The following is an 18,360-nucleotide window of genomic DNA, read 5'->3' as shown; positions in this document are numbered from 1 at the left end:
TGGGTGCTAGAAGCGGGTGTGGTGCAAAAAATAAATCAACCCTTTACTCTACTCGCAACAGCCGATGATGACAAGAGGCTTACCGGAGAGAAAGTACGGTCGGCGATGCTGTTCAGGACAAAATAACTTGCTTAAACGCAATTTCATCAGCCTGCCAGCGCAGGCTGATGTGTGGCCCCGGCCCGCTCGACAATTGCAGGCAATCCATGCCGATACCGGCCGCAAACAGGATCTGCTTGCCGCTGCTCACCAAGGGCAGGCGTTCACGCTCCCAGGGTGGCACGTCGCAAGCCTGATAGTGATATTTGATGCTTTTTGTGGGCCGGTTAAACGCCAGCTTGAGGCGCTCGCCGCCGCACCGGTATTGAATCTGCAAGACTTGTGCGCGCAGCCAGTCGGCGCCAATGCCCTGCTCTGCCTGGTCAAAGTGCAGCACACCGCCGAATTCAGGAAAATGCATTTCCGCCTCGCCGTTCCAGCGAAACGCTTGCGGCGCGATCTGCGAGCGATCGATAGCGTCACGCGGCGTCAGGAACACGCGGTTCCTGTGACGGCGGATATGGCAATCCGGATGCGTCACGCACAATTGCGCATCGGCTTTAGCTTCCAGCAATTGCTGCCGCATTTCACTCAGCCAGGCGCTGGATGGCATGCGTAAATGGTGCAAGCCGAACCAGTAGCGCAGCAGATTATCGATCCGCTCGCCGCTCAGCTTTCGCACCTGCTCCAAATCAAGGCATGCGCCGTCCGCACAGGCAACCATGTCTTGCGCCGCCAGGTCGACCAGCAATCGTTGCGTGGTCTGCATATGCCCGGAACTGCGCGAGAAACGTTCCTGGAATCCAGGGAAATATCGGGCCAGCACCGGCATGACTTGCTGGCGCAAGGCGTTGCGGGCGTAGCGTGGGTCGTGATTCGATTCGTCTTCGATATACGTCAGCTGTTGTGCCGCTGCATATTGTTCCAATGCTGCACGCGACACTTTCAGCAGCGGCCGCGCCATCAGCAACTCGGCGTCGCCTTTAACATCGCCCAGCAAAGTCGGCGCCGTGTTCCAGCGGTCCATGCCCGACAAGCCGGCCGCGCCGGAGCCGCGCAATAATTGCAGCAACACGGTCTCGGCCTGGTCATCCAGGTGATGCGCGGTCAACAACAGGGGAATCTGATGCTGGCGGCACAAATCGCCCAGCGCTGCGTAGCGGCTGATGCGGGCCGCTTCTTCCACGCCGCTCTTGGCGCTGCCGTGCAATTCGATGCCCCGCGTATCGAATTCAACATTCAGCTTTGCGCAAGTCTCTGCGCAATGAATTTGCCATTGATCGGCGTTGGGGCTGATGCCGTGATGGATGTGGAAGGCGAACAGCTTGATGCCACGCGTGCCGGCGTAGTGTGCAGCCGCATGCAGCAGGACGCTGGAATCCAGCCCGCCGCTATAGGCGACCGCCAGCCGCGCGGGCCGCTCCTGAGCAGTGGCAGGAAACGTTCGCGCGGCTTTTGCGATGGCCGCCAGAGTAGCTTCTAAGTACGCGTAGATACTAGTGGTAGATGAATTCGACACGCCTATTCTGCAGCCAGCACTTCCTTGAATTTACCGTAGCTCATCAGCTTTTCATGGCGTGCATTCAACAGATCCTTGGTCTTGACGCCTTGAAACTGGCGCAAGGTGTCCGCCAATGCGCGCTTCAACAGGGAAGCCATCTGCTTTGGATCGCGATGGGCGCCGCCCAGCGGTTCGCTGACGATCTTGTCGATCAGGCCGACTGCTTTCAAGCGATGTGCGGTCAGGCCCAGAGCATCGGCAGCGTCGGCTGCGCGCTCAGCGGTTTTCCACAAGATCGAGGCACAACCTTCAGGCGAAATTACCGAATAAGTCGCGTACTGAAGCATCAGGACTGCATCGCCGACCGCAATCGCCAAGGCGCCGCCGGAGCCGCCTTCGCCGATGATGGTAGCAATCAGCGGCACTTTCAATTCCGCCATCGCGTACAAATTATGGCCGATCGCTTCCGACTGCCCACGCTCTTCCGCATCGATGCCCGGGAACGCGCCCGGGGTATCGACAAAGGTGAAGATCGGCAGGCCGAATTTTTCCGCCACCTTCATCAGGCGCAGGGCCTTGCGATAACCTTCCGGTTTGGGCATGCCGAAATTACGCAATGCGCGCTCTTTGGTGTCGCGCCCTTTTTGATGGCCGATCACCATGCAAGCCTGGCCGTTGAAGCGCGCCAGACCGCCGACTATCGACTGGTCGTCGGCGTAAGTGCGATCGCCGTGCAACTCATGGAAGTCGGTGAATATTTCATTCACATAATCCATGGTGTATGGGCGCTGCGGATGACGTGAAATCTGAGAAACTTGCCAAGGAGTCAGTTTTGCGTAGATATCCTTAGTCAATTGCTGGCTTTTTTTCGACAGGCGCTCAATTTCTTCCGAAATATCTACCGCAGAGTCATCCTGGACAAAACGCAGCTCTTCGATCTTGGCGTCCAACTCGGCAATCGGCTGTTCGAAGCCGAGGAATGTTGTTTTACTCATATTACTCCCTTGATTAAACTGTCACTGCCGATGAAATTACTTAAAATCACCATCGGGCAATGACTTAATACTCTGCAGACACCGCATCCAGGCTACGCCATAGATACCAGGTCGCCACGGTGCGCCACGGCTCCCAGTTGGCAGATACCTCGCGCGCATCGCTACGCGAAACCGGCTCTCCTGAAAAGTAGTTGACACTAATGCCTTTAAGCAACCCCAGGTCATCCAAAGGCAAAATATTGGGCCGGAGCAAATTAAATATCAAAAACATCTCCGCTGTCCAGCGTCCGATGCCGCGAATTTGCGTCAAATCCGCGATGACTTCCTCGTCTTCCATCTCCTGCCACTGTTCGGCATTGACCCGTTTCGCCTTGAAATGATCGGCCAGATCTAGAATATAGTCTGCTTTACGCTTAGACAAACCGCAAGCCGCAAGTTGTTCGGGACCGGCTTTTAATACTTGGGCGGGAGTGGTCTTAGGACAGACTAACAGAAATTTTTGCCATACAGATTCCGCTGCCTTGACGGAAATCTGCTGGCCGACTACCGAACGCGCCAGCGTGGTAAACGCCTCGCCGCGGCCAACCAGATGCAGGTCGCCGAATTGCGGGATCAATTTACGCATGATGCGGTCACGCTTCATCAACTCAACTTTGGCGTCCTCCCAATACGAAGGCACAAAAAAAGGGGTGTCGACAGCTATCGTTTTTTGCATACGGTTACGCCCTTCGCCATTCGGTCTGACCACCGGGCTTATCTTCCAGCAAGATGCCATCGGCCTGCAGTTCCTTGCGGATCTGGTCTGCGGCAGAAAAATCCTTGGCTGTTTTTGCTGCTTGACGAGCTTGAATTTTGAGTAGGATATCTTGCTCTGACAAAGCCGCTTGTGCAATGCCATTTCCGACAACATCGTAACCGGCGAGCGCCCGGCCTTTCAAGAAATCTTCAGGAGTACGCTGCAACAGTCCCAATACGCCGGCTAGATTTTTGAGTTGGCGCGCCGCTGCCGGCGAGCGTTTCTTATTGACTTCATTGGCCAGATCGAACAAAGCCGAGATCGCCATAGGCGTATTGAAATCGTCATCCATGGCTTGCGCCAGGCGCTCGGCATGGGCCTCGTTCCAGTCCAGCGGCGCAGCGTCGGCCGGCACTTCTTTCAATGCTGTATACAAGCGTGTCAGCGCATTCTTGGCGTCATCCAGATTCGTATCGGCATAATTCAAAGGACTACGGTAGTGCGCCCGTAGAATAAAGAAACGCACCACTTCCGCATCATATTTTTTCAGGACGTCGCGAATCGTGAAAAAATTTCCCAAAGACTTGGACATCTTTTCATTGTCGATGCGCACAAAGCCGTTGTGCATCCAGTAATTGACGAACTGGTGGCCATGCGCGCCTTCCGATTGCGCGATTTCATTTTCATGATGCGGAAACTGCAAATCCTGGCCGCCGCCATGAATATCGAACTGCTCGCCCAGCAATTGTTCCGCCATGGCGGAACATTCGATATGCCAGCCCGGCCGGCCATGACCCCAGCGCGAGTTCCATTTGACTTCTTCCGGCTCGCTCTCTTTAGCGGCCTTCCACAAGACGAAGTCGAGCGGATCGCGCTTGCCCAGATTGACATCGACGCGCTCGCCGGCGCGCAAATCGTCGAGCGACTTGCCCGACAATTTACCGTAGCCGGCGAAATCGCGTACCGAATAGTTCACATCGCCGTCGCCGCCCTGGTATGCCAGGCCCTTATGCTCCAGCTTTTCGATCAGGGCCAGCATCTGCGGCACGAACGCCGTCGCGCGCGGCTCATGATCCGGCTTTTGCACGCCCAACGCGGCCGCATCCTCATCCATGGCCTGAATGAAGCGGCCGGTCAGCTGCGAGATCGTTTCGCCATTCTCGACGGCGCGCTTGATGATCTTGTCATCGATGTCGGTGATATTGCGCACGTAAGTAACGTCCAATCCCGACTGGCGCAGCCAGCGCTGCACCATATCGAACACCACCATCACCCGTCCGTGGCCAAGATGGCAATAGTCGTAGACCGTCATGCCGCAGACGTACATGCGGACCTTGCCTGGTTCGATTGGAGAAAACGGCTGCTTCTCACGCGCCAGCGTGTTATATATTTTCAGGTCGTTCATGGGAAGTTACGGCTTAGGGCACAGAAATAAAGCACAGAAATATTGCACGCCGCTCCATCCGCCTGCACGCTTACCGTGCGAGACATCGGTACAACTGAATAGCCAAAACTCTTTTGCAGTGCTTAGTTTGATAAAATGTTGCTTTTCGCCGCAGTATATCATTACTGAAATCCGAAAATGCAGCACATGAGATACGAAAACGGTACCACTTACAAGAAGGAACTTTGATGCCAACACCTCTTCGCTTGACTTTTCGTTTGCCGCGCCGCAGCTTTGCAATGGCGCTTGCATCAACACTTGCAGCGGCTTGCCTCATAGGCAATCCATCGTTTGCCGGCGCTGCCGACCAGCCGCATGTTTTGTTGAAAACCAATATGGGCGACATCGTCATCGAGCTGAATCCGGAAAAAGCGCCAAAGACTGTCAAGAATTTTTTGAGCTATGTGAACAGCGGCCACTATAACGGCACCATTTTCCATCGCGTCATCGACAATTTCATGATCCAGGGCGGCGGCATGACCAAGGACATGCGCGAGAAGCCGGCGCCAAGCAAGGTGGAAAACGAAGCCAAGAACGGCCTCAAGAACGTGCCATACAGTGTTGCCATGGCGCGCACCGCGGACCCGCAGTCGGCCGGCGCGCAATTTTTCATTAATGTCAACGACAATGAATTCCTCAACTACCCAGGCCGCGACGGCTGGGGTTACGCGGTATTCGGCAAGGTCATCAAGGGCACTGACGTTGTCGACAAGATCAAGAAGGTGAAGACTGCTTATCAAGACGTGCCGACTACGCCGGTTATCATCGAATCGGCTACAGTGACCAAATAAACCGGATTTTTACTTCTCCATTTTTCAACTTCCATCAATCTCATAGGAAATACCATGGCTGTCCTTCTCACCACCAACCACGGCAAGATCAAAATCGAACTCGACGCTGAAAAAGCGCCGAAGAGCGTGGAAAATTTCCTGGCATATGTCAATGCGGGCCACTATAACGGCACTATTTTCCACCGCGTAATCCCTGGCTTCATGGTCCAAGGCGGCGGCTTCGAACCTGGCATGAAGCAAAAGCCGACCAACGATCCGGTCGAAAACGAAGCCAAGAACGGCCTCAAGAACGAGCCGTACACACTGGCGATGGCCCGTACTTCGGCGCCGCACTCAGCGTCCGCACAATTTTTCATCAACGTCAAGAACAATAGCTTCCTCGACTATCCGGGCCAGGACGGCTGGGGCTACTGCGTATTCGGCAAAGTGGTTGAAGGCACCGATATCGTCGACCAGATCGAAAACGTAAAAACCACGCGTACCGGCATGTTTGCCGACGTGCCGGTGGATGACGTCATCATCGAAAAAGCCGAAGTAGTCGCTTAATCCGGGTTTGGCTCCTTCTTTCAGCTCCTGCTTTTAGCGCATCCTATGACAGCTTCAGTCTCGAACCAGCCCGGCGCCGCCGTTGCGCTGTTTATTTCCGACCTGCATTTGCAGCCCGCGCACCCGCGCACTACGCAAGCCTTCCTGGATTTTCTGCGGGAACAGGCAAGGCGGGTGCAGCAACTGTATCTGCTGGGCGACTTGTTCGAGTACTGGGCTGGCGACGACGATCTGGAAACGCCGTATAACCGTGAAATTGCCGAGGCGATCCGGCAAGTCAGCGAGAGCGGCGTACAAGTTTTCTGGATCGCCGGCAATCGCGATTTCCTGGCCGGCGAAGGCTTCGCGCAAGCGGCCGGCCTGACCATGCTGCCTGACCCGTCGGTGATCACCGTGGGGGGCCGCCGTCTGGCCATCGCACACGGCGATGCGCAATGTACCGACGATCTTGCCTACATGGAGTTTCGCGCGCAGGTACGCCAGCCGCAATGGCAGGCGCAATTTCTGGCGCTGCCGCTGGCGCAGCGCAAGGCAATCATTGCCGGCGTACGCAAGGAAAGCCAGGAAGAACAGCGTCACAAATCCATGGAAATCATGGACGTCAATCCGGCGGCGGTGACCGCCTTGTTTGACACTACCGCTACCACCACCCTGATTCACGGCCACACCCACAGGCCGGCACGCCACCACTCCGGTGACGGCGCGACCGCCCGTACGCGCTACGTGTTGCCGGATTGGGAGTATGACGTCAAGGCGCAAAGAGGCGGCTGGATTGCGATTGACGCGGATGGCGCGATTCGGCGCTTTGGCCACGACGGCCAGGAACTCGCAGATTGAACCGCAGGTCGAGCAATTAGTCGAACTGTCGCTTGAACTCGGCAAACTGCGCCGACAAATCATCCATTTGCCGCCGCAGGCTAAGCACTTCCTCTTCAAGCTGGGCGATCCGGTCCTGGCTTCCGCTTTTCACCACTGAAGCGCTGCCGGTCATCGCATCGGCCATTGCCTGCTGCTCCAATATCTCCTCGCCAGCCAGCAAATGGGCGTAGCGCGACTCCTTGGTGCCGGGCGCTTTCGCCAGGCGCGCCACCAATGGCGGATACTTATCGACCAGGAATTGCAAGGCCGCTTCAACTTCGCCGACAGAGGTGAACTCATGCAGCCTGCCGCTGCGGCTACGCAACTCTCCCGCGGTCTGAATCCCGCGCAGCATCAAGGTGGTCAATACCGCCAGCTTGTCTTGCTCCAGCAGCCATTTGACGCGCATCCGGTGTTCGTATTTGGCTACCCGGGCGCTGGCCTGGTTCACCTCCACCACCAGCTTGCGCCGCATCAGGCGCTGCAGGACATCCAGCACGGTCGACTCGGCGATCGCCATCACCGGATCGCGACTGGACAGCTGGTTGCAGCCATTGGTCAGGGTATTCAGGGACAAGGGATAATTATCCGGCGTCAGCGCTTCCTTTTCTGCAAGCACCGCCAGCACACGAATTTCGAACTGATCGAGAAATTCATCGGCGCGGGCCGAATCCGCTGCCGGCTCGCCATCACTGCCAGCGGCCGCAATACCATCTACTTCTTGATTCATCGCACTTTCTCCTGACACACCGCCACCAGCTTATTCAACCAGCTTATTCAGCTGATCCGGGTCGAATTTCTCGAGCTCGGGCAAGCTCTCGCACGCGATACCCGACTTCTTCAACAATGCAATGATGCGGTCAATCTGATGTTCTTGCGCTGCGGCGTTGTCGATCAAGCCATGCAAAGCCTTGGACAGAGGATCATCGCCGTTGGGCGTGACGCCATAGGCGGCAAACATGCGGGCCGCAGCTTCATCCTTGCCGCTGTTGCTTTCTTTCAAGACGATGCGCGCCGGATTACCTACCGCAGTCGCTCCCGGCGGCACTTCCTTGACCACTACCGCATTGGAACCGATCTTGGCGCCCTCGCCGACAGTGAAGCCGCCCAGCACCTTGGCGCCGGCGCCGATGATCGCCCCGCGCGCCAGGGTTGGATGGCGTTTGGCGCCCTTGTTCAGGGAGGTCCCGCCCAGAGTTACGCCTTGGTAAATGGTGCAATCATCGCCGACTTCGGCGGTCTCGCCGATCACCACGCCAAAACCGTGATCGATGAACACGCGCCGGCCTATGGTTGCGCCGGGATGGATTTCGATGCCGGTCAAAGTACGGGCAATCTGCGAAATAAAACGTCCCGGCCATTTGAAGCCGTTATGCCAGCAATGATGCGCCCAGCGATGCAGGATGATGGCATGCAAGCCCGGGTAGCAGGTCAGTACTTCCCACTGGGTGCGAGCGGCGGGGTCACGCGCCATGATGTTGGCAATGTCTTCACGAATGCGGCTGAACATAGGAATGTCGGATGAATGCGGAGGCGTAATGGTATTCCAAATTACGCCCGCCGTCTTTTGCGGCGAAAGTCCGGCGGTTCGGGCGACCGGCAAGCCGGTCTCAGACTGGACGGGAAAATTCTGAATTGCCGCGATTCATGGCAAACCGGCGGCGAGATTCAGAATGGGTAAGGCGGAATGCAATCAACAACCCTTTACCATGCGTTGACGGCGGGCTTCATACAGGCAGACGCCGGACGCTACCGACACATTCAGGCTTTCGACTGAGCCGAACATCGGCACGTTGACCAGCACATCGCAGGTTTCGCGCGTGAGGCGGCGCATGCCTTCGCCTTCGGAACCCATGACCAGGGCTGCAGGGCCGGAAAAATCGGCTTCATACAAGCCTTTCTCACCGTCTTCGCTGGTGCCGATCAGCCAGATTTCGCGTTCTTTCAGCTCGCGCAAGGTACGCGCCAGATTGGTCACGGTAATGTAGGGGACGGTTTCCGCAGCGCCGCTGGCGACCTTGGCGGCGGTGGCATTCAAGCCGACCGCGCGGTCTTTCGGTGCAATCACGGCATGCGCGCCGGCGCCGTCTGCCACCCGCAGGCAGGCGCCCAGGTTGTGCGGATCGGTGATGCCATCGAGAACCAGCAACAAGGGCGGACCGACAATCGCGTCCAGCAATTCGTCCAGGTTACGCGCCAGCGACAACTCGCCGGCTTTTGCTACCACGCCTTGATGGCGGCGCGTGCCGACGATATTCGACAAACGCGCATCGTCCACCGGGATCACACGTACGCCAACCGCTTTGGCGGCATTCAGCAGTTCTTGCATGCGGCGATCGACGCGCCCGGCGTCCACATAAATCTCTTCCACCGACGATGCTTCGTGACGCAAACGCGCGGTGACGGCGTGAAAGCCGAAAATCATTTTACTTTTCATATTCTATCTATCAGGGTCTATCTTCTATCTATTACAAGGTCCATCTTTTACAAGACTATCTTTTACGCTTACTGGATTTCGTAAAAGCCTTTGGTGCACGCGCCTTTTCAGGAACGATTGCCGTCTTGGCCTTCTTGGCTTTGCTCACCTTGCTCGGGCTGGTGGTCCTGGCCGCAGTGGTGACGCCGCCGGTTTTCTTGGGCGGCGCCGCTTTGGCCCCGGGTTTGGCGCTGCGCGCTTGCTCATTGTCGGCACGCCGTGCTTCATTCTTGAGTACGGTCTTGATACCCGGCTCGTTGACCAGGCGCAGATCGATCTTGCGGGCATCCAGGTCAACCCGGCTCACCTGCACCGTTACCCGGTCGGTCAACTGATAACGGATGCCGGTACGTTCGCCGCGCAATTCGTGGCGCGCTTCGTCGTACTGGAAATAATCCGCGCCAAGCTCGGTGACATGCACCAGTCCTTCGATGTACAAGGCATCGAGCTGGACAAAAATACCGAAGGTGGCGACGCCGGAAATCACGCCGGTGAACTCTTCGCCCAGCTTGTCGCGGATGAAATAACACTTGAGCCACGCTTCGACATCGCGCGAAGCCTCGTCGGCGCGCCGCTCATTGGCGGAACAGTGCACGCCGAGCGCTTCCCAGATGGCCAGGCTGCCTTCGTTTTTCTTCTTGCCCGCCGCTTTGTCTTCCGCCTGTTTCTTGCGGCCGGCCGGCGACAGCATGGTGTTCAGCGCGCTGGTGTCCAGGCCCCTGGGATCATAGCGCTTACCTTGCAGGATGGCCTTGATGGTCCGGTGCGTGAGCAAATCGGGATAGCGCCGGATCGGGCTGGTGAAATGCGCATACGATTCATACGATAAACCGAAGTGGCCGATATTTTCCGGGTTGTAGACCGCCTGCTGCATGGAGCGCAGCAGCATGGTTTGCAACAGCAAGGCATCCGGCCGCGCCTTGATCTTCGGCATCAGCTCGGCATAATCGGAGGCCGAGGGCGTATCGCCGCCAGCCAGCGTCAGGCCGACCTGTTTCAGGAAGGTGCGCAGTATCGCCAGCTTTTCCTTGGTCGGCTGCGCATGGATACGGAACAGGCCCGGATGCTTGTGACGCTCCATCAGGTCGGCGGCGCAGACGTTGGCCGCCAGCATGCATTCTTCAATCACCCGGTGCGCATCGTTGCGGGTGCGCGGCAGGATTTTTTCTATCTTGCCGGCGGCATTGCAGACGATGTAGGTCTCGGTGGTTTCAAAATCGATAGCGCCGCGCGCATGGCGTGCTTGCAGCAATGCATGAAAGACTTCATACAAATGCAGCAGATGCGGCACCAGCTCGGGACGCTTGGCTGCTTCCGGGCCCTTGGTATTGCCCAGGATGGCCGCCACTTCGGTGTACGTCAGGCGTGCCGCCGAATGAATCACAGCGGGATAGAACTGGTAAGCCTTGATTTCGCCCTTGGCGCTGATCACCGCATCGCACACCAACGTCAGGCGGTCGACGTCGGGATTGAGCGAACACAGGCCATTGGATAGTTTCTCCGGCAACATCGGAATCACACGGCGCGGGAAATATACCGAAGTGCTGCGTTCCAGCGCGTCGACATCCAGCGCATCGTTAGGTTTGACGTAATGGCTGACGTCGGCAATCGCCACAATCAGCCGGTAACCGTTGGCGCGGCCGATCTTGACCGGTTCGCAATAGACGGCATCGTCGAAATCGCGGGCGTCTTCGCCGTCGATCGTTACCAGCGGCACGTCGCGCAAATCGACGCGGTCGGCCAGATCGGCGGCACGTACTTCACCCGGCAGCTTGGCAGCCAGTTTCTTGGCTGCCTCGGAAAACTCATGCGGCACGCCGTATTTGCGCACCGCAATTTCGATTTCCATGCCCGGATCGTCAATGTCACCCAGGATTTCGACAATCTTGCCGACCGGCTGGGTAAAACGCGAGGGTTGCTCGGTCAGCTGGACGCTCACTACTTGCCCGGCCTTGGCCTTGCCCGGCGAACCGGCCAGGATGATGTCCTGGCCGATACGCTTGTCTTCGGGAGCGATCACCCAGACCCCGTTCTCATTGAGCAAACGGCCGATCACATGGGTATTCGCGCGCGATACCACCTCGACAATCGTTCCCTCAGGGCGGCCGCGGCGGTCGGTGCCGACGATACGCGCCTGCACCCGGTCGCCATGCAGCACTTTCTGCATTTCCTTTTCAGGCAGGAAAACATCATCGCCGCCCTCGTCCGGGATCAGGAAGCCGAAACCGTCGCGATGGCTACTGACGCGCCCCTCGATAAAGCCGGGCGAGTTGGTCAGTTTGTAGATGCCGCTGCGGTCGGGCTTGATTTGTCCGTCGCGTTCCATGGCATTCAGGCGGCGCGTCAAACCATCCATTTCATCGGGTTTGACATTAAGCGCGGCGGCTAGAGCGGCGGCGTTTTGCGCCTCGGAAGAGGTGCGCAGAAGGCCGAGAATTTCCTCCCGGCTGGGGATGGTGTAGGAATATTGGCTCAAAAGGCTATTTTCAACAGGTTGTTATTCATCAAGGCTTAGTGTAACGGAGGATTAAGACATTCTCCTAACCAAGCAATTTATATCTTCATATCGTTATGGCGGAGTTGACTTATTTTCAGGTTAGCTTATAATCTCGCTCTCTCAAGCCCACGTGGCGGAATTGGTAGACGCGCATGGTTCAGGTCCATGTGCCGCAAGGTGTGGGGGTTCGAGTCCCTCCGTGGGCACCATATACCATAGACTAGACCCTTTCCGGGGTCTAGCTCTCCGCAAAATTCCCAGCATTGCCGAGTTAATCGGGATGCGCAGTGGATATCAGGATTAACACCCATAACAGTGTTGAAAACAATGTACCGGCATCACGGGTTCGCCATTTCTGGCGCATTCGGCTTAAGCACGATGCATGATATCAGCAAATTGCAATAATCCAGAAGCAGCGAGGCCCCGTCTGCCATCGGCCCGGCTTGGCTCGCCTCCATCACCGGCGAACGCCGGCAAGCAAGCCGCGAATCTTGCCGATAGCCAAATTCTTTCCAGATTCACCATATAATGAGCGACGCCATAATCACCGCTTTCAGGATGACGCGGGCGCCAACGCCATAAGGATATTGAGTGTGAAACTGACCAACCGATCTGTCATAGCATTGCTGTGGGGTTTGCTCTACCTGGCCACCGGCTATATGTCGCATCAGCTCAATGGTCCGATTGCGGCGACCGGCTATATCTGGCTGCCGGCCGGCGTCACCGTGGCGGCATTCATGCTGACCCGCACCGCACGCTGGCTGCCTGTGGCTATCGGCTTCGTGCTGGCGCAATTGCTTCTGGGCTGGATCGAAGACCGCAATCTGCTACGGGTTGCACTATTTGCGCTCGACGAAATCGGCGTCGCTGCCATCGTGGTGGCGCTGGTGCGCATGCTCCGATTGCCGATGGAAGGCTTGCATTTCGTGCGCGGCCTGTTGATCGCGGGCGTCGCCTGCAGCGCCATCAGCGCGGCCATCGGCGCAGCCTGGTACTTGCTGGTGCAGCAGGTGCCGTTCTGGCCGACTGCGCGCATCTGGGCCGCATCCGACCTGGTCGGCATACTGATCGTCACACCTATGCTGGCAGGCTGGTCGCACTTCCACGCGATGCGTTCGGGCGGCATGGATCGCAGCGACTTTCTGCTCGGCCTGGCGGCCTTCGTCGCCTTGGGAGCGACTGCTTATATCATCTTCGACGGTCATGGCATCAGCAATTTTTCTGCCGGCGTCAATTTTGCGCTGACTTACGTACCGCTGTTTTTCGCAGCAGTTGTGACCCTGCTGTGGGGCGGCCGAGGCGGCTCGCTGGCCGTCGCCATGCTGGCTTTTTTTGCCTTGTTGAACACAGTCCAGGGCGAAGGGCCGTTTGCCGCCCTTGCGGACACCTATTCCAAACATTCGCTGCTGGAAGCCCAGCTCTATCTTGCCGTCGCCGCCCTGCTTTGTCTGCTGATCAGCGCCCTCAAGACGACCCGCGAGCAACTGCATGAAGATGCCGCGCAGTGGAAAAACGACGTTGAGCTAGCTCTGGTGGCCAGCAAGCAACTGGTCTACAACATAGACCCGCACAGCAAAAAACTGTGCTGGAGCGGCGATCTGCAGGGATTGCTCGGCGTAAGCAACACCGCCTTCAGCGATCTCGACCAGGTTCTGGCACATGTCCATCCGGACGATCGCCAGCCGCTGCGCAGCCGCTGGCTCGACGACACCGACGATGATGCCCGGCCTGACCTGAGTTTCCGCCTGCTGCTGCCAGCTGGAGAAGTAAGCCATGTGACCGACACGAGTGCAGTGTTGCTCGACGCCGACGAATCGGTCGCCATGGTGGCTGGCGCCTGGCGCCTCAATCTCAGGGAGGATGCGCAGCAACGGGGCCGGACATGAGTGTTCGTACCGGCGCCTTGCTGATCCATGGCTTGGGCGGCACCCAGTTCGATCTCGGCTCGATGCACAAAGTGCTGCAGCGTGCCGGCGTGGAAACCCACGCGGTTACCCTGCCCGGCCACGGCGGCCAGCCCGAGGATCTGGTGACGGTAAGCTATGAGGACTGGCTCGATAGCGTCACCGCCAGCTACCGCGAACTGGCGCCGCAGTATGACACTTTCCATGTGATGGGCATGTGCCTGGGCTCGTTGCTGGCGCTGGCACTGTGCGCGCGTGTCCAGCATGACAAAGGCAAATTGGTGACCTTGGCGCCGCCGGTCTTTATCGATGGCTGGTCTACTCCCTGGTATCGCCAGCTGCGGCATCTGGTGTACTGGATACCCGGCATGGCAGACCGGATGAAGGTCGAAGAAGACGAGCCGTTCGGCATCAAGAATGCCACGGTGCGCGCCATCGTCAAGGCCAAATTCGCGCGTGGCGATAATTTCCACTATCGCTGGGTGCCGCTGGCCTGCATACGCCAGGTCGACCGCTTACGCAAGAAAGTCCTGGCCGACGCCCACAGGATTGCTTGCCCGACTTTGGTTGTCCATGCGCGCGAAGATGAACTGACCAGCCTGAAATCGGCCGAGTTCCTGCATGCGGCGTTGCCGGATGTGCGCGTGGTGGTGCTGGAAAACAGCTACCACATGATTTGCGTCGACAATGACCGGGAACAAGTGATCAACAGCGTGCTGGAATTTTTCGGTTACCCGCCAGCGCCGCCACGGCGGGTACGCGGCTGCGGCCAGACTTGATACTTATCTGGATGCCCCTATAGAGCACCGCCGGCACCGGTCATTTTAAAATACCCGGCCCAATTGCAAATACACGTTCCAGATCCCGCGCGGCGCAAGGGCCAGGCCAAAATACAAGGGCCCGAGGAAGCTGCTCCCGCCTAAAAACATGCTGGCGCTTTTCTTGTATGGACCGGTACCAAAGGCGGTGCGGGTCTGCCAGACGTCGCCTACTTCCAGGCTGCTGCCCAGCACCGTATTACGTAGTCCAGGCAAATCCAGGCCCGGCATCTCGTGCAGATAAGTCAGGCGGCTATATAGCAGGTAATTGCCGTTAAATTGGTCCGGGGCATACGCCGATAAATGCTGAAATCCTCCCAGAGAAAATCCGAGCCCGCCGTTGCCGCTGACATCATTCGCTTCGTTGCCATAGGTGCCGGCGGCTTCCAGCGCCAGGTTAAGCGTATTGCCGCCACGGCTGATCGCCCACAGCGCCTTGCCTTGCGCGTCGCTGTAGCTGTTGGCGGCACCGCCGAAGGCCACGTTGCTGATGGCGGAAAGGTAGTAACCTTTGCGCGGGTACAACGGATCGTCAAGTTGATCGATGGTGAGCTGGGCACGGAATACCGGCTGCTTTATACGGAATGACTGAAATATTCCATCGGCCTCCTGATCGCTGACGGGGATATTGTATGAAGGTTTGGCTACCAGCCACTGGTAATTAATCCCTGCCCGGAATTCTCCGAGGCGGCCAAGCGGGACACCCAGGTCAACGCCGACCTTGGTGGTATCGATCCGGTAGGCAGTAACAGGAATTGTAGACGAAGTGGCATCCTTGTCGGAGTAGACATCAATATGACGGCGCCCAAATTCTGCGTAAGGCGCCACATATAAGCCGACCTGGCCCCAGACCGGCTGCCGCAATTCGGTATGCAAGCTCCCTCGATTGCTACCCAGAACCACATCGTTGCGCCATTCCAGGCCGCTTTCGGTAATCCACGGCAAACGATGGCCGATTTGCAAATTGAAGTCGCCGCGGCCGTCGAAATTATTCGACATACCCAGGCCGAACAACAGGAAATGCGGCCCCCAGGATTTATCGTCGGCATCGACTTTCAGCACATTGCGGCCATTCTCTGTCACCAGCTCTTGCGTCACGCTTTTGAAATCGCCGTTGGTCGCCAGGCGCGCCACATCTTTATTGAGCGCGACCGGGTTGTAGAAATCGCCTTCCTTGACGTCCAGCGCGCGGCGCACTACCGCTGCCGGCACCCGGCCGTTGCTCTTGATTTCAATTGCGTCAATCCGGGTTTCCTGCGCCAGCACCGGGCCGCCGCTACGCGCAGCCAGATATTCTTTCCACTGCTGTGGCGGCAACGCCAGCGCTGCGAGTTTGGCACGCTGGCGCTCCGTTGCCTGGTAGCCAGCCTTGACGCCGTCCTTGCCGCGCGAAAAATCGGCAAATGACAGGTCGCCCAGCTCCGGTTCTATCAACACATCGCCTTTCTTGAGCGAGTCGATCTGTTGCTTGACGTTTTGGTGAATCAGGATAGTCACCATCTGTTGCGCCACCGCGGTCGGCGAATCGAGGGTAGAAGGATCCGCCAGATCGGTTGCGATATTTACCGCGATGATGATGTCGGCCCCCATGCTGCGCGCCAGCGATACCGGCAGGTTGCTTACCAGGCCGCCGTCCACCAAGGTCCTGCCATCCAGCTTGAGCGGCGCGAACAGTCCTGGCACCGCCATGCTGGCGCGAATCGCGCGCGGCAGCGAGCCATGGCTCAGAATCACCTCGGCGCCGCTGCCCAGATCGGTGGCCACTGCACGGAAAGGTGTCGGTAACTTGTCAAAAGAAATATTTGCAGGCAATTGCGGAGTCCAGTCCTGCAATAACAGCAGCAGATTGTTGCCCTGTACCAGACCGGATGGCAGTTTCAGCTTGTCCTCGCCGTAACCGGCCGACAAGCCGATAGGGTATTGGAAATCATCCTCGCGCTGAGATTGCGGCAGCTCCGCTCGCTCATTGCGGTCAAAGGCGATATCGCTCAGGTTGGTCTCGGTCAGGATGCGGTCCAATTCCTCCACCGACAGCCCGCTCGCGTACAAGCCGCCGACCACCGCTCCCATGCTGGTTGCCGCAACATAATCGATAGGAATGTGCATTTTTTCCAGCGCTTGCAACACGCCCAGATGAGCGTAGCCGCGCGCGCCGCCGCCAGACAGCACCAGGCCGATACGCGGCCGGGTCGAATTTGCGCTTTTGACGTCGACAGCGGCTTCCGGCGCGGCTGATAGCGGCCCCGCATGCGCCAGATTCAACAGCAGGCACCCCAGGTAAATACATACACCGCGCAACAGGCGGGAAATTACATTATTTCGCTTCGGAAGAGCCATAACTTACGGGAAAGCACCTGATGTTGGGAGAGTGTTAAACAAAAAACCATCTGATTATATTTGAATAAGCCCACAGTTTCCTCAATACACCCTATGCCATCGCAGCTTTATGTGAGCGCGCGGCTATTGAAGCTGGCCTGCGCGCCCTAATATGGGTAAACAGCGCAAGCACCGGACAGTGCATGGCGCCTCATTCATTTGCCTCACTTATTTACCTCACTCATTCTCCTCACAGGTATCTCCATGCCCTCGCGCTTTGCCATCGTGCTTGTACTGTTTTTGCTGGGCGTATTGCATGCGCTTATCGCTTGGCTCCTGATGCCGGCGCTGTCGGCCGTCCCATTCTTGTCAATCCTGCTGGGCAGTTGGCTGCTGCTGTCGTTCTTGCTGATTCCTGCCGGCCTGCTGGCCCGCGTTATCCGGCGCCAGCCCCTGTCTGATCGCCTGGCATGGGCCGGCATGCTGGCCATGGGGGTATTCTCATCGCTATTGCTGGCGACCTTGTTGCGTGAGCTGTGCCTGTGGCTGTCGCCTTGGTTCGCGCCGAACCAAGATCAATTCCCGCTCTGGAGCGCGGTGGCGGTGCTGCTGCTGACCGCCGTGACGACCGCCATCGGCTTTTTCAATGCACGCCGCCTGGCTGCGGTGGTCGACGTCGATGTCCCGATCGATGGTTTGCCCGCTGCCCTGCACGGCTACAGCATCGTGCAGATCAGCGACATCCATGTCGGCCCGACTATCAAACATAATTATCTGGACGCTATCGTCAACAAGGTCAACACCCTAAAGCCCGACTTGATCGCGGTCACCGGCGATCTGGTCGACGGCAGCGTGCAGCAGCTGGCCGTACACACTGCGCCACTGGCCAAGCTGCGCTCCCGTCACGGCGCCTATTTCGTTACCGGCAATCACGAATATTATTCGAACGCGCCGGAATGGGTGGCAGAGGTGCGCAGACTTGGACTAACCGTGCTCATGAATCAGCACGTAGTCATAGACCATCAAGGTACATCGCTGCTGGTGGCCGGCGTCACCGACTATAGCGCCCATCATTTTGACGAATCCCAGCGCAGCGATCCGCATGCGGCACTGGCCGGCGGTCCGCAGCAGGTAGCGCTGAAACTGCTGCTTGCCCATCAACCGCGCTCAGCCGCGGCGGCAGCCGACGCCGGTTTCGACCTGCAGCTATCCGGCCATACGCACGGCGGTCAGTTCTTTCCCTGGAATTTTTTCGTACCATTGCAGCAGCCATATACAGCGGGCCTGCGGCGCTTGCGCAATTTATGGGTGTATACCAGCCGCGGCACCGGTTATTGGGGGCCGCCAAAACGCTTGTTTGCGCCTTCGGAAATCACGCGCTTGCGGCTGGTGCCTGCGTAACCCTGGCGCCGCGCATGCCTGTCCTGAATCCGGATCGC

Annotated in this window: 15 protein-coding genes and 1 tRNA gene; 7 read left to right on the top strand and 9 right to left on the bottom strand. The window is 57.9% G+C overall.

What is annotated here, in order from left to right; all coding sequences use genetic code 11:
• Nucleotides 1–112: 112 nt before the first annotated feature.
• From tilS to cysS, 4 genes are all read right to left on the bottom strand, one after another.
• Complete coding sequence (gene tilS, locus BLV81_RS20815) at nucleotides 113–1,558, bottom strand: tRNA lysidine(34) synthetase TilS (RefSeq protein WP_092359820.1); 1,446 nt, start codon at nucleotides 1,556–1,558, stop codon at nucleotides 113–115.
• 2 nt (nucleotides 1,559–1,560) lie between these two features.
• Nucleotides 1,561–2,535, bottom strand: a complete 975-nt coding sequence (locus BLV81_RS20810; RefSeq protein ID WP_092359818.1) for an acetyl-CoA carboxylase carboxyltransferase subunit alpha — start codon at nucleotides 2,533–2,535, stop codon at nucleotides 1,561–1,563.
• Between the two features lie 64 nt (nucleotides 2,536–2,599).
• The gene (locus BLV81_RS20805) at nucleotides 2,600–3,250 is read right to left on the bottom strand and encodes a DNA-3-methyladenine glycosylase family protein (RefSeq protein ID WP_092359816.1); all 651 of its coding nucleotides are present in this window, start codon (nucleotides 3,248–3,250) and stop codon (nucleotides 2,600–2,602) included.
• A gap of 4 nt (nucleotides 3,251–3,254) precedes the next feature.
• Nucleotides 3,255–4,676 carry a cysteine--tRNA ligase gene (gene cysS, locus BLV81_RS20800; RefSeq protein ID WP_092359814.1) on the bottom strand — a complete coding sequence of 474 codons (1,422 nt, stop codon included), beginning with the start codon at nucleotides 4,674–4,676 and terminating at the stop codon, nucleotides 3,255–3,257.
• Nucleotides 4,677–4,903: 227 nt separating this feature from the next.
• Here cysS and BLV81_RS20795 point away from each other — a divergent pair, with 227 nt between their 5' ends.
• From BLV81_RS20795 to BLV81_RS20785, 3 genes are read left to right on the top strand one after another with little or no spacing between them, the layout of a single operon-like run.
• Entirely contained in the window at nucleotides 4,904–5,506 is a 603-nt protein-coding gene (locus tag BLV81_RS20795; RefSeq protein ID WP_092359813.1) for a peptidylprolyl isomerase, read from the top strand.
• A gap of 54 nt (nucleotides 5,507–5,560) precedes the next feature.
• Nucleotides 5,561–6,052 carry a peptidylprolyl isomerase gene (locus BLV81_RS20790; protein ID WP_092359811.1) on the top strand — a complete coding sequence of 164 codons (492 nt, stop codon included), beginning with the start codon at nucleotides 5,561–5,563 and terminating at the stop codon, nucleotides 6,050–6,052.
• Nucleotides 6,053–6,097: 45 nt separating this feature from the next.
• Entirely contained in the window at nucleotides 6,098–6,889 is a 792-nt protein-coding gene (locus tag BLV81_RS20785; RefSeq protein ID WP_092359809.1) for a UDP-2,3-diacylglucosamine diphosphatase, read from the top strand.
• Between the two features lie 16 nt (nucleotides 6,890–6,905).
• Here BLV81_RS20785 and BLV81_RS20780 read toward each other — a convergent pair whose 3' ends face one another.
• From BLV81_RS20780 to rnr, 4 genes are all read right to left on the bottom strand, one after another.
• Nucleotides 6,906–7,640 carry a YceH family protein gene (locus tag BLV81_RS20780; protein ID WP_255365397.1) on the bottom strand — a complete coding sequence of 245 codons (735 nt, stop codon included), beginning with the start codon at nucleotides 7,638–7,640 and terminating at the stop codon, nucleotides 6,906–6,908.
• A gap of 30 nt (nucleotides 7,641–7,670) precedes the next feature.
• Nucleotides 7,671–8,420, bottom strand: a complete 750-nt coding sequence (cysE, locus tag BLV81_RS20775) for a serine O-acetyltransferase (RefSeq protein WP_092359807.1) — start codon at nucleotides 8,418–8,420, stop codon at nucleotides 7,671–7,673.
• Nucleotides 8,421–8,603: 183 nt separating this feature from the next.
• Nucleotides 8,604–9,347, bottom strand: coding sequence for a 23S rRNA (guanosine(2251)-2'-O)-methyltransferase RlmB (rlmB, locus tag BLV81_RS20770; RefSeq protein WP_061540435.1), 744 nt, complete (start codon nucleotides 9,345–9,347; stop codon nucleotides 8,604–8,606).
• Nucleotides 9,348–9,402: 55 nt separating this feature from the next.
• Entirely contained in the window at nucleotides 9,403–11,862 is a 2,460-nt protein-coding gene (gene rnr / locus BLV81_RS20765) for a ribonuclease R (RefSeq protein WP_092359805.1), read from the bottom strand.
• 145 nt (nucleotides 11,863–12,007) lie between these two features.
• Here rnr and BLV81_RS20760 point away from each other — a divergent pair.
• The 3 genes from BLV81_RS20760 to BLV81_RS20750 all read left to right on the top strand — a co-directional run bounded on the left by BLV81_RS20760 (nucleotide 12,008) and on the right by BLV81_RS20750 (nucleotide 14,566).
• Nucleotides 12,008–12,092, top strand: a tRNA-Leu gene (locus tag BLV81_RS20760).
• Between the two features lie 384 nt (nucleotides 12,093–12,476).
• Entirely contained in the window at nucleotides 12,477–13,769 is a 1,293-nt protein-coding gene (locus tag BLV81_RS20755; protein WP_092359804.1) for an MASE1 domain-containing protein, read from the top strand.
• Entirely contained in the window at nucleotides 13,766–14,566 is an 801-nt protein-coding gene (locus BLV81_RS20750; RefSeq protein ID WP_092359802.1) for an alpha/beta hydrolase, read from the top strand. The genes BLV81_RS20755 and BLV81_RS20750 overlap by 4 nt, the downstream gene beginning before the upstream one ends.
• Before the next feature lie 45 nt (nucleotides 14,567–14,611).
• Here BLV81_RS20750 and BLV81_RS20745 read toward each other — a convergent pair whose 3' ends face one another.
• Nucleotides 14,612–16,942 (bottom strand): patatin-like phospholipase family protein, encoded by a 2,331-nt coding sequence (locus tag BLV81_RS20745; protein ID WP_092359800.1) that lies wholly within the window; start codon nucleotides 16,940–16,942, stop codon nucleotides 14,612–14,614.
• A 243-nt stretch (nucleotides 16,943–17,185) separates the two neighbouring features.
• Here BLV81_RS20745 and BLV81_RS20740 point away from each other — a divergent pair, with 243 nt between their 5' ends.
• On the top strand, nucleotides 17,186–18,322 hold the full coding sequence (locus tag BLV81_RS20740) for a metallophosphoesterase (RefSeq protein ID WP_092359798.1): 1,137 nt from the start codon (nucleotides 17,186–17,188) through the stop codon (nucleotides 18,320–18,322).
• The last annotated feature ends 38 nt before the right edge of the window (nucleotides 18,323–18,360 follow it).

Origin of the sequence: Collimonas sp. OK242 (assembly GCF_900107095.1) — a bacterium.
Lineage (GTDB): Bacteria > Pseudomonadota > Gammaproteobacteria > Burkholderiales > Burkholderiaceae_D > Collimonas.
This window is presented reverse-complemented; position numbering and strand designations above follow the sequence as displayed.

Excerpts from the sequence above, each read along its gene's own strand:
- BLV81_RS20810 (WP_092359818.1), bottom strand. The coding sequence starts at position 2,535 with ATGAGTAAAACAACATTCCTCGGCTTCGAACAGCCGATTGCCGAGTTG.
- BLV81_RS20805 (WP_092359816.1), bottom strand. The coding sequence starts at position 3,250 with ATGCAAAAAACGATAGCTGTCGACACCCCTTTTTTTGTGCCTTCGTAT.
- cysS (WP_092359814.1), bottom strand. The coding sequence starts at position 4,676 with ATGAACGACCTGAAAATATATAACACGCTGGCGCGTGAGAAGCAGCCG.
- BLV81_RS20795 (WP_092359813.1), top strand. The coding sequence starts at position 4,904 with ATGCCAACACCTCTTCGCTTGACTTTTCGTTTGCCGCGCCGCAGCTTT.
- BLV81_RS20790 (WP_092359811.1), top strand. The coding sequence starts at position 5,561 with ATGGCTGTCCTTCTCACCACCAACCACGGCAAGATCAAAATCGAACTC.
- BLV81_RS20785 (WP_092359809.1), top strand. The coding sequence starts at position 6,098 with ATGACAGCTTCAGTCTCGAACCAGCCCGGCGCCGCCGTTGCGCTGTTT.
- BLV81_RS20780 (WP_255365397.1), bottom strand. The coding sequence starts at position 7,640 with ATGAATCAAGAAGTAGATGGTATTGCGGCCGCTGGCAGTGATGGCGAG.
- cysE (WP_092359807.1), bottom strand. The coding sequence starts at position 8,420 with ATGTTCAGCCGCATTCGTGAAGACATTGCCAACATCATGGCGCGTGAC.
- rlmB (WP_061540435.1), bottom strand. The coding sequence starts at position 9,347 with ATGAAAAGTAAAATGATTTTCGGCTTTCACGCCGTCACCGCGCGTTTG.
- BLV81_RS20750 (WP_092359802.1), top strand. The coding sequence starts at position 13,766 with ATGAGTGTTCGTACCGGCGCCTTGCTGATCCATGGCTTGGGCGGCACC.
- BLV81_RS20745 (WP_092359800.1), bottom strand. The coding sequence starts at position 16,942 with ATGGCTCTTCCGAAGCGAAATAATGTAATTTCCCGCCTGTTGCGCGGT.
- BLV81_RS20740 (WP_092359798.1), top strand. The coding sequence starts at position 17,186 with ATGCCCTCGCGCTTTGCCATCGTGCTTGTACTGTTTTTGCTGGGCGTA.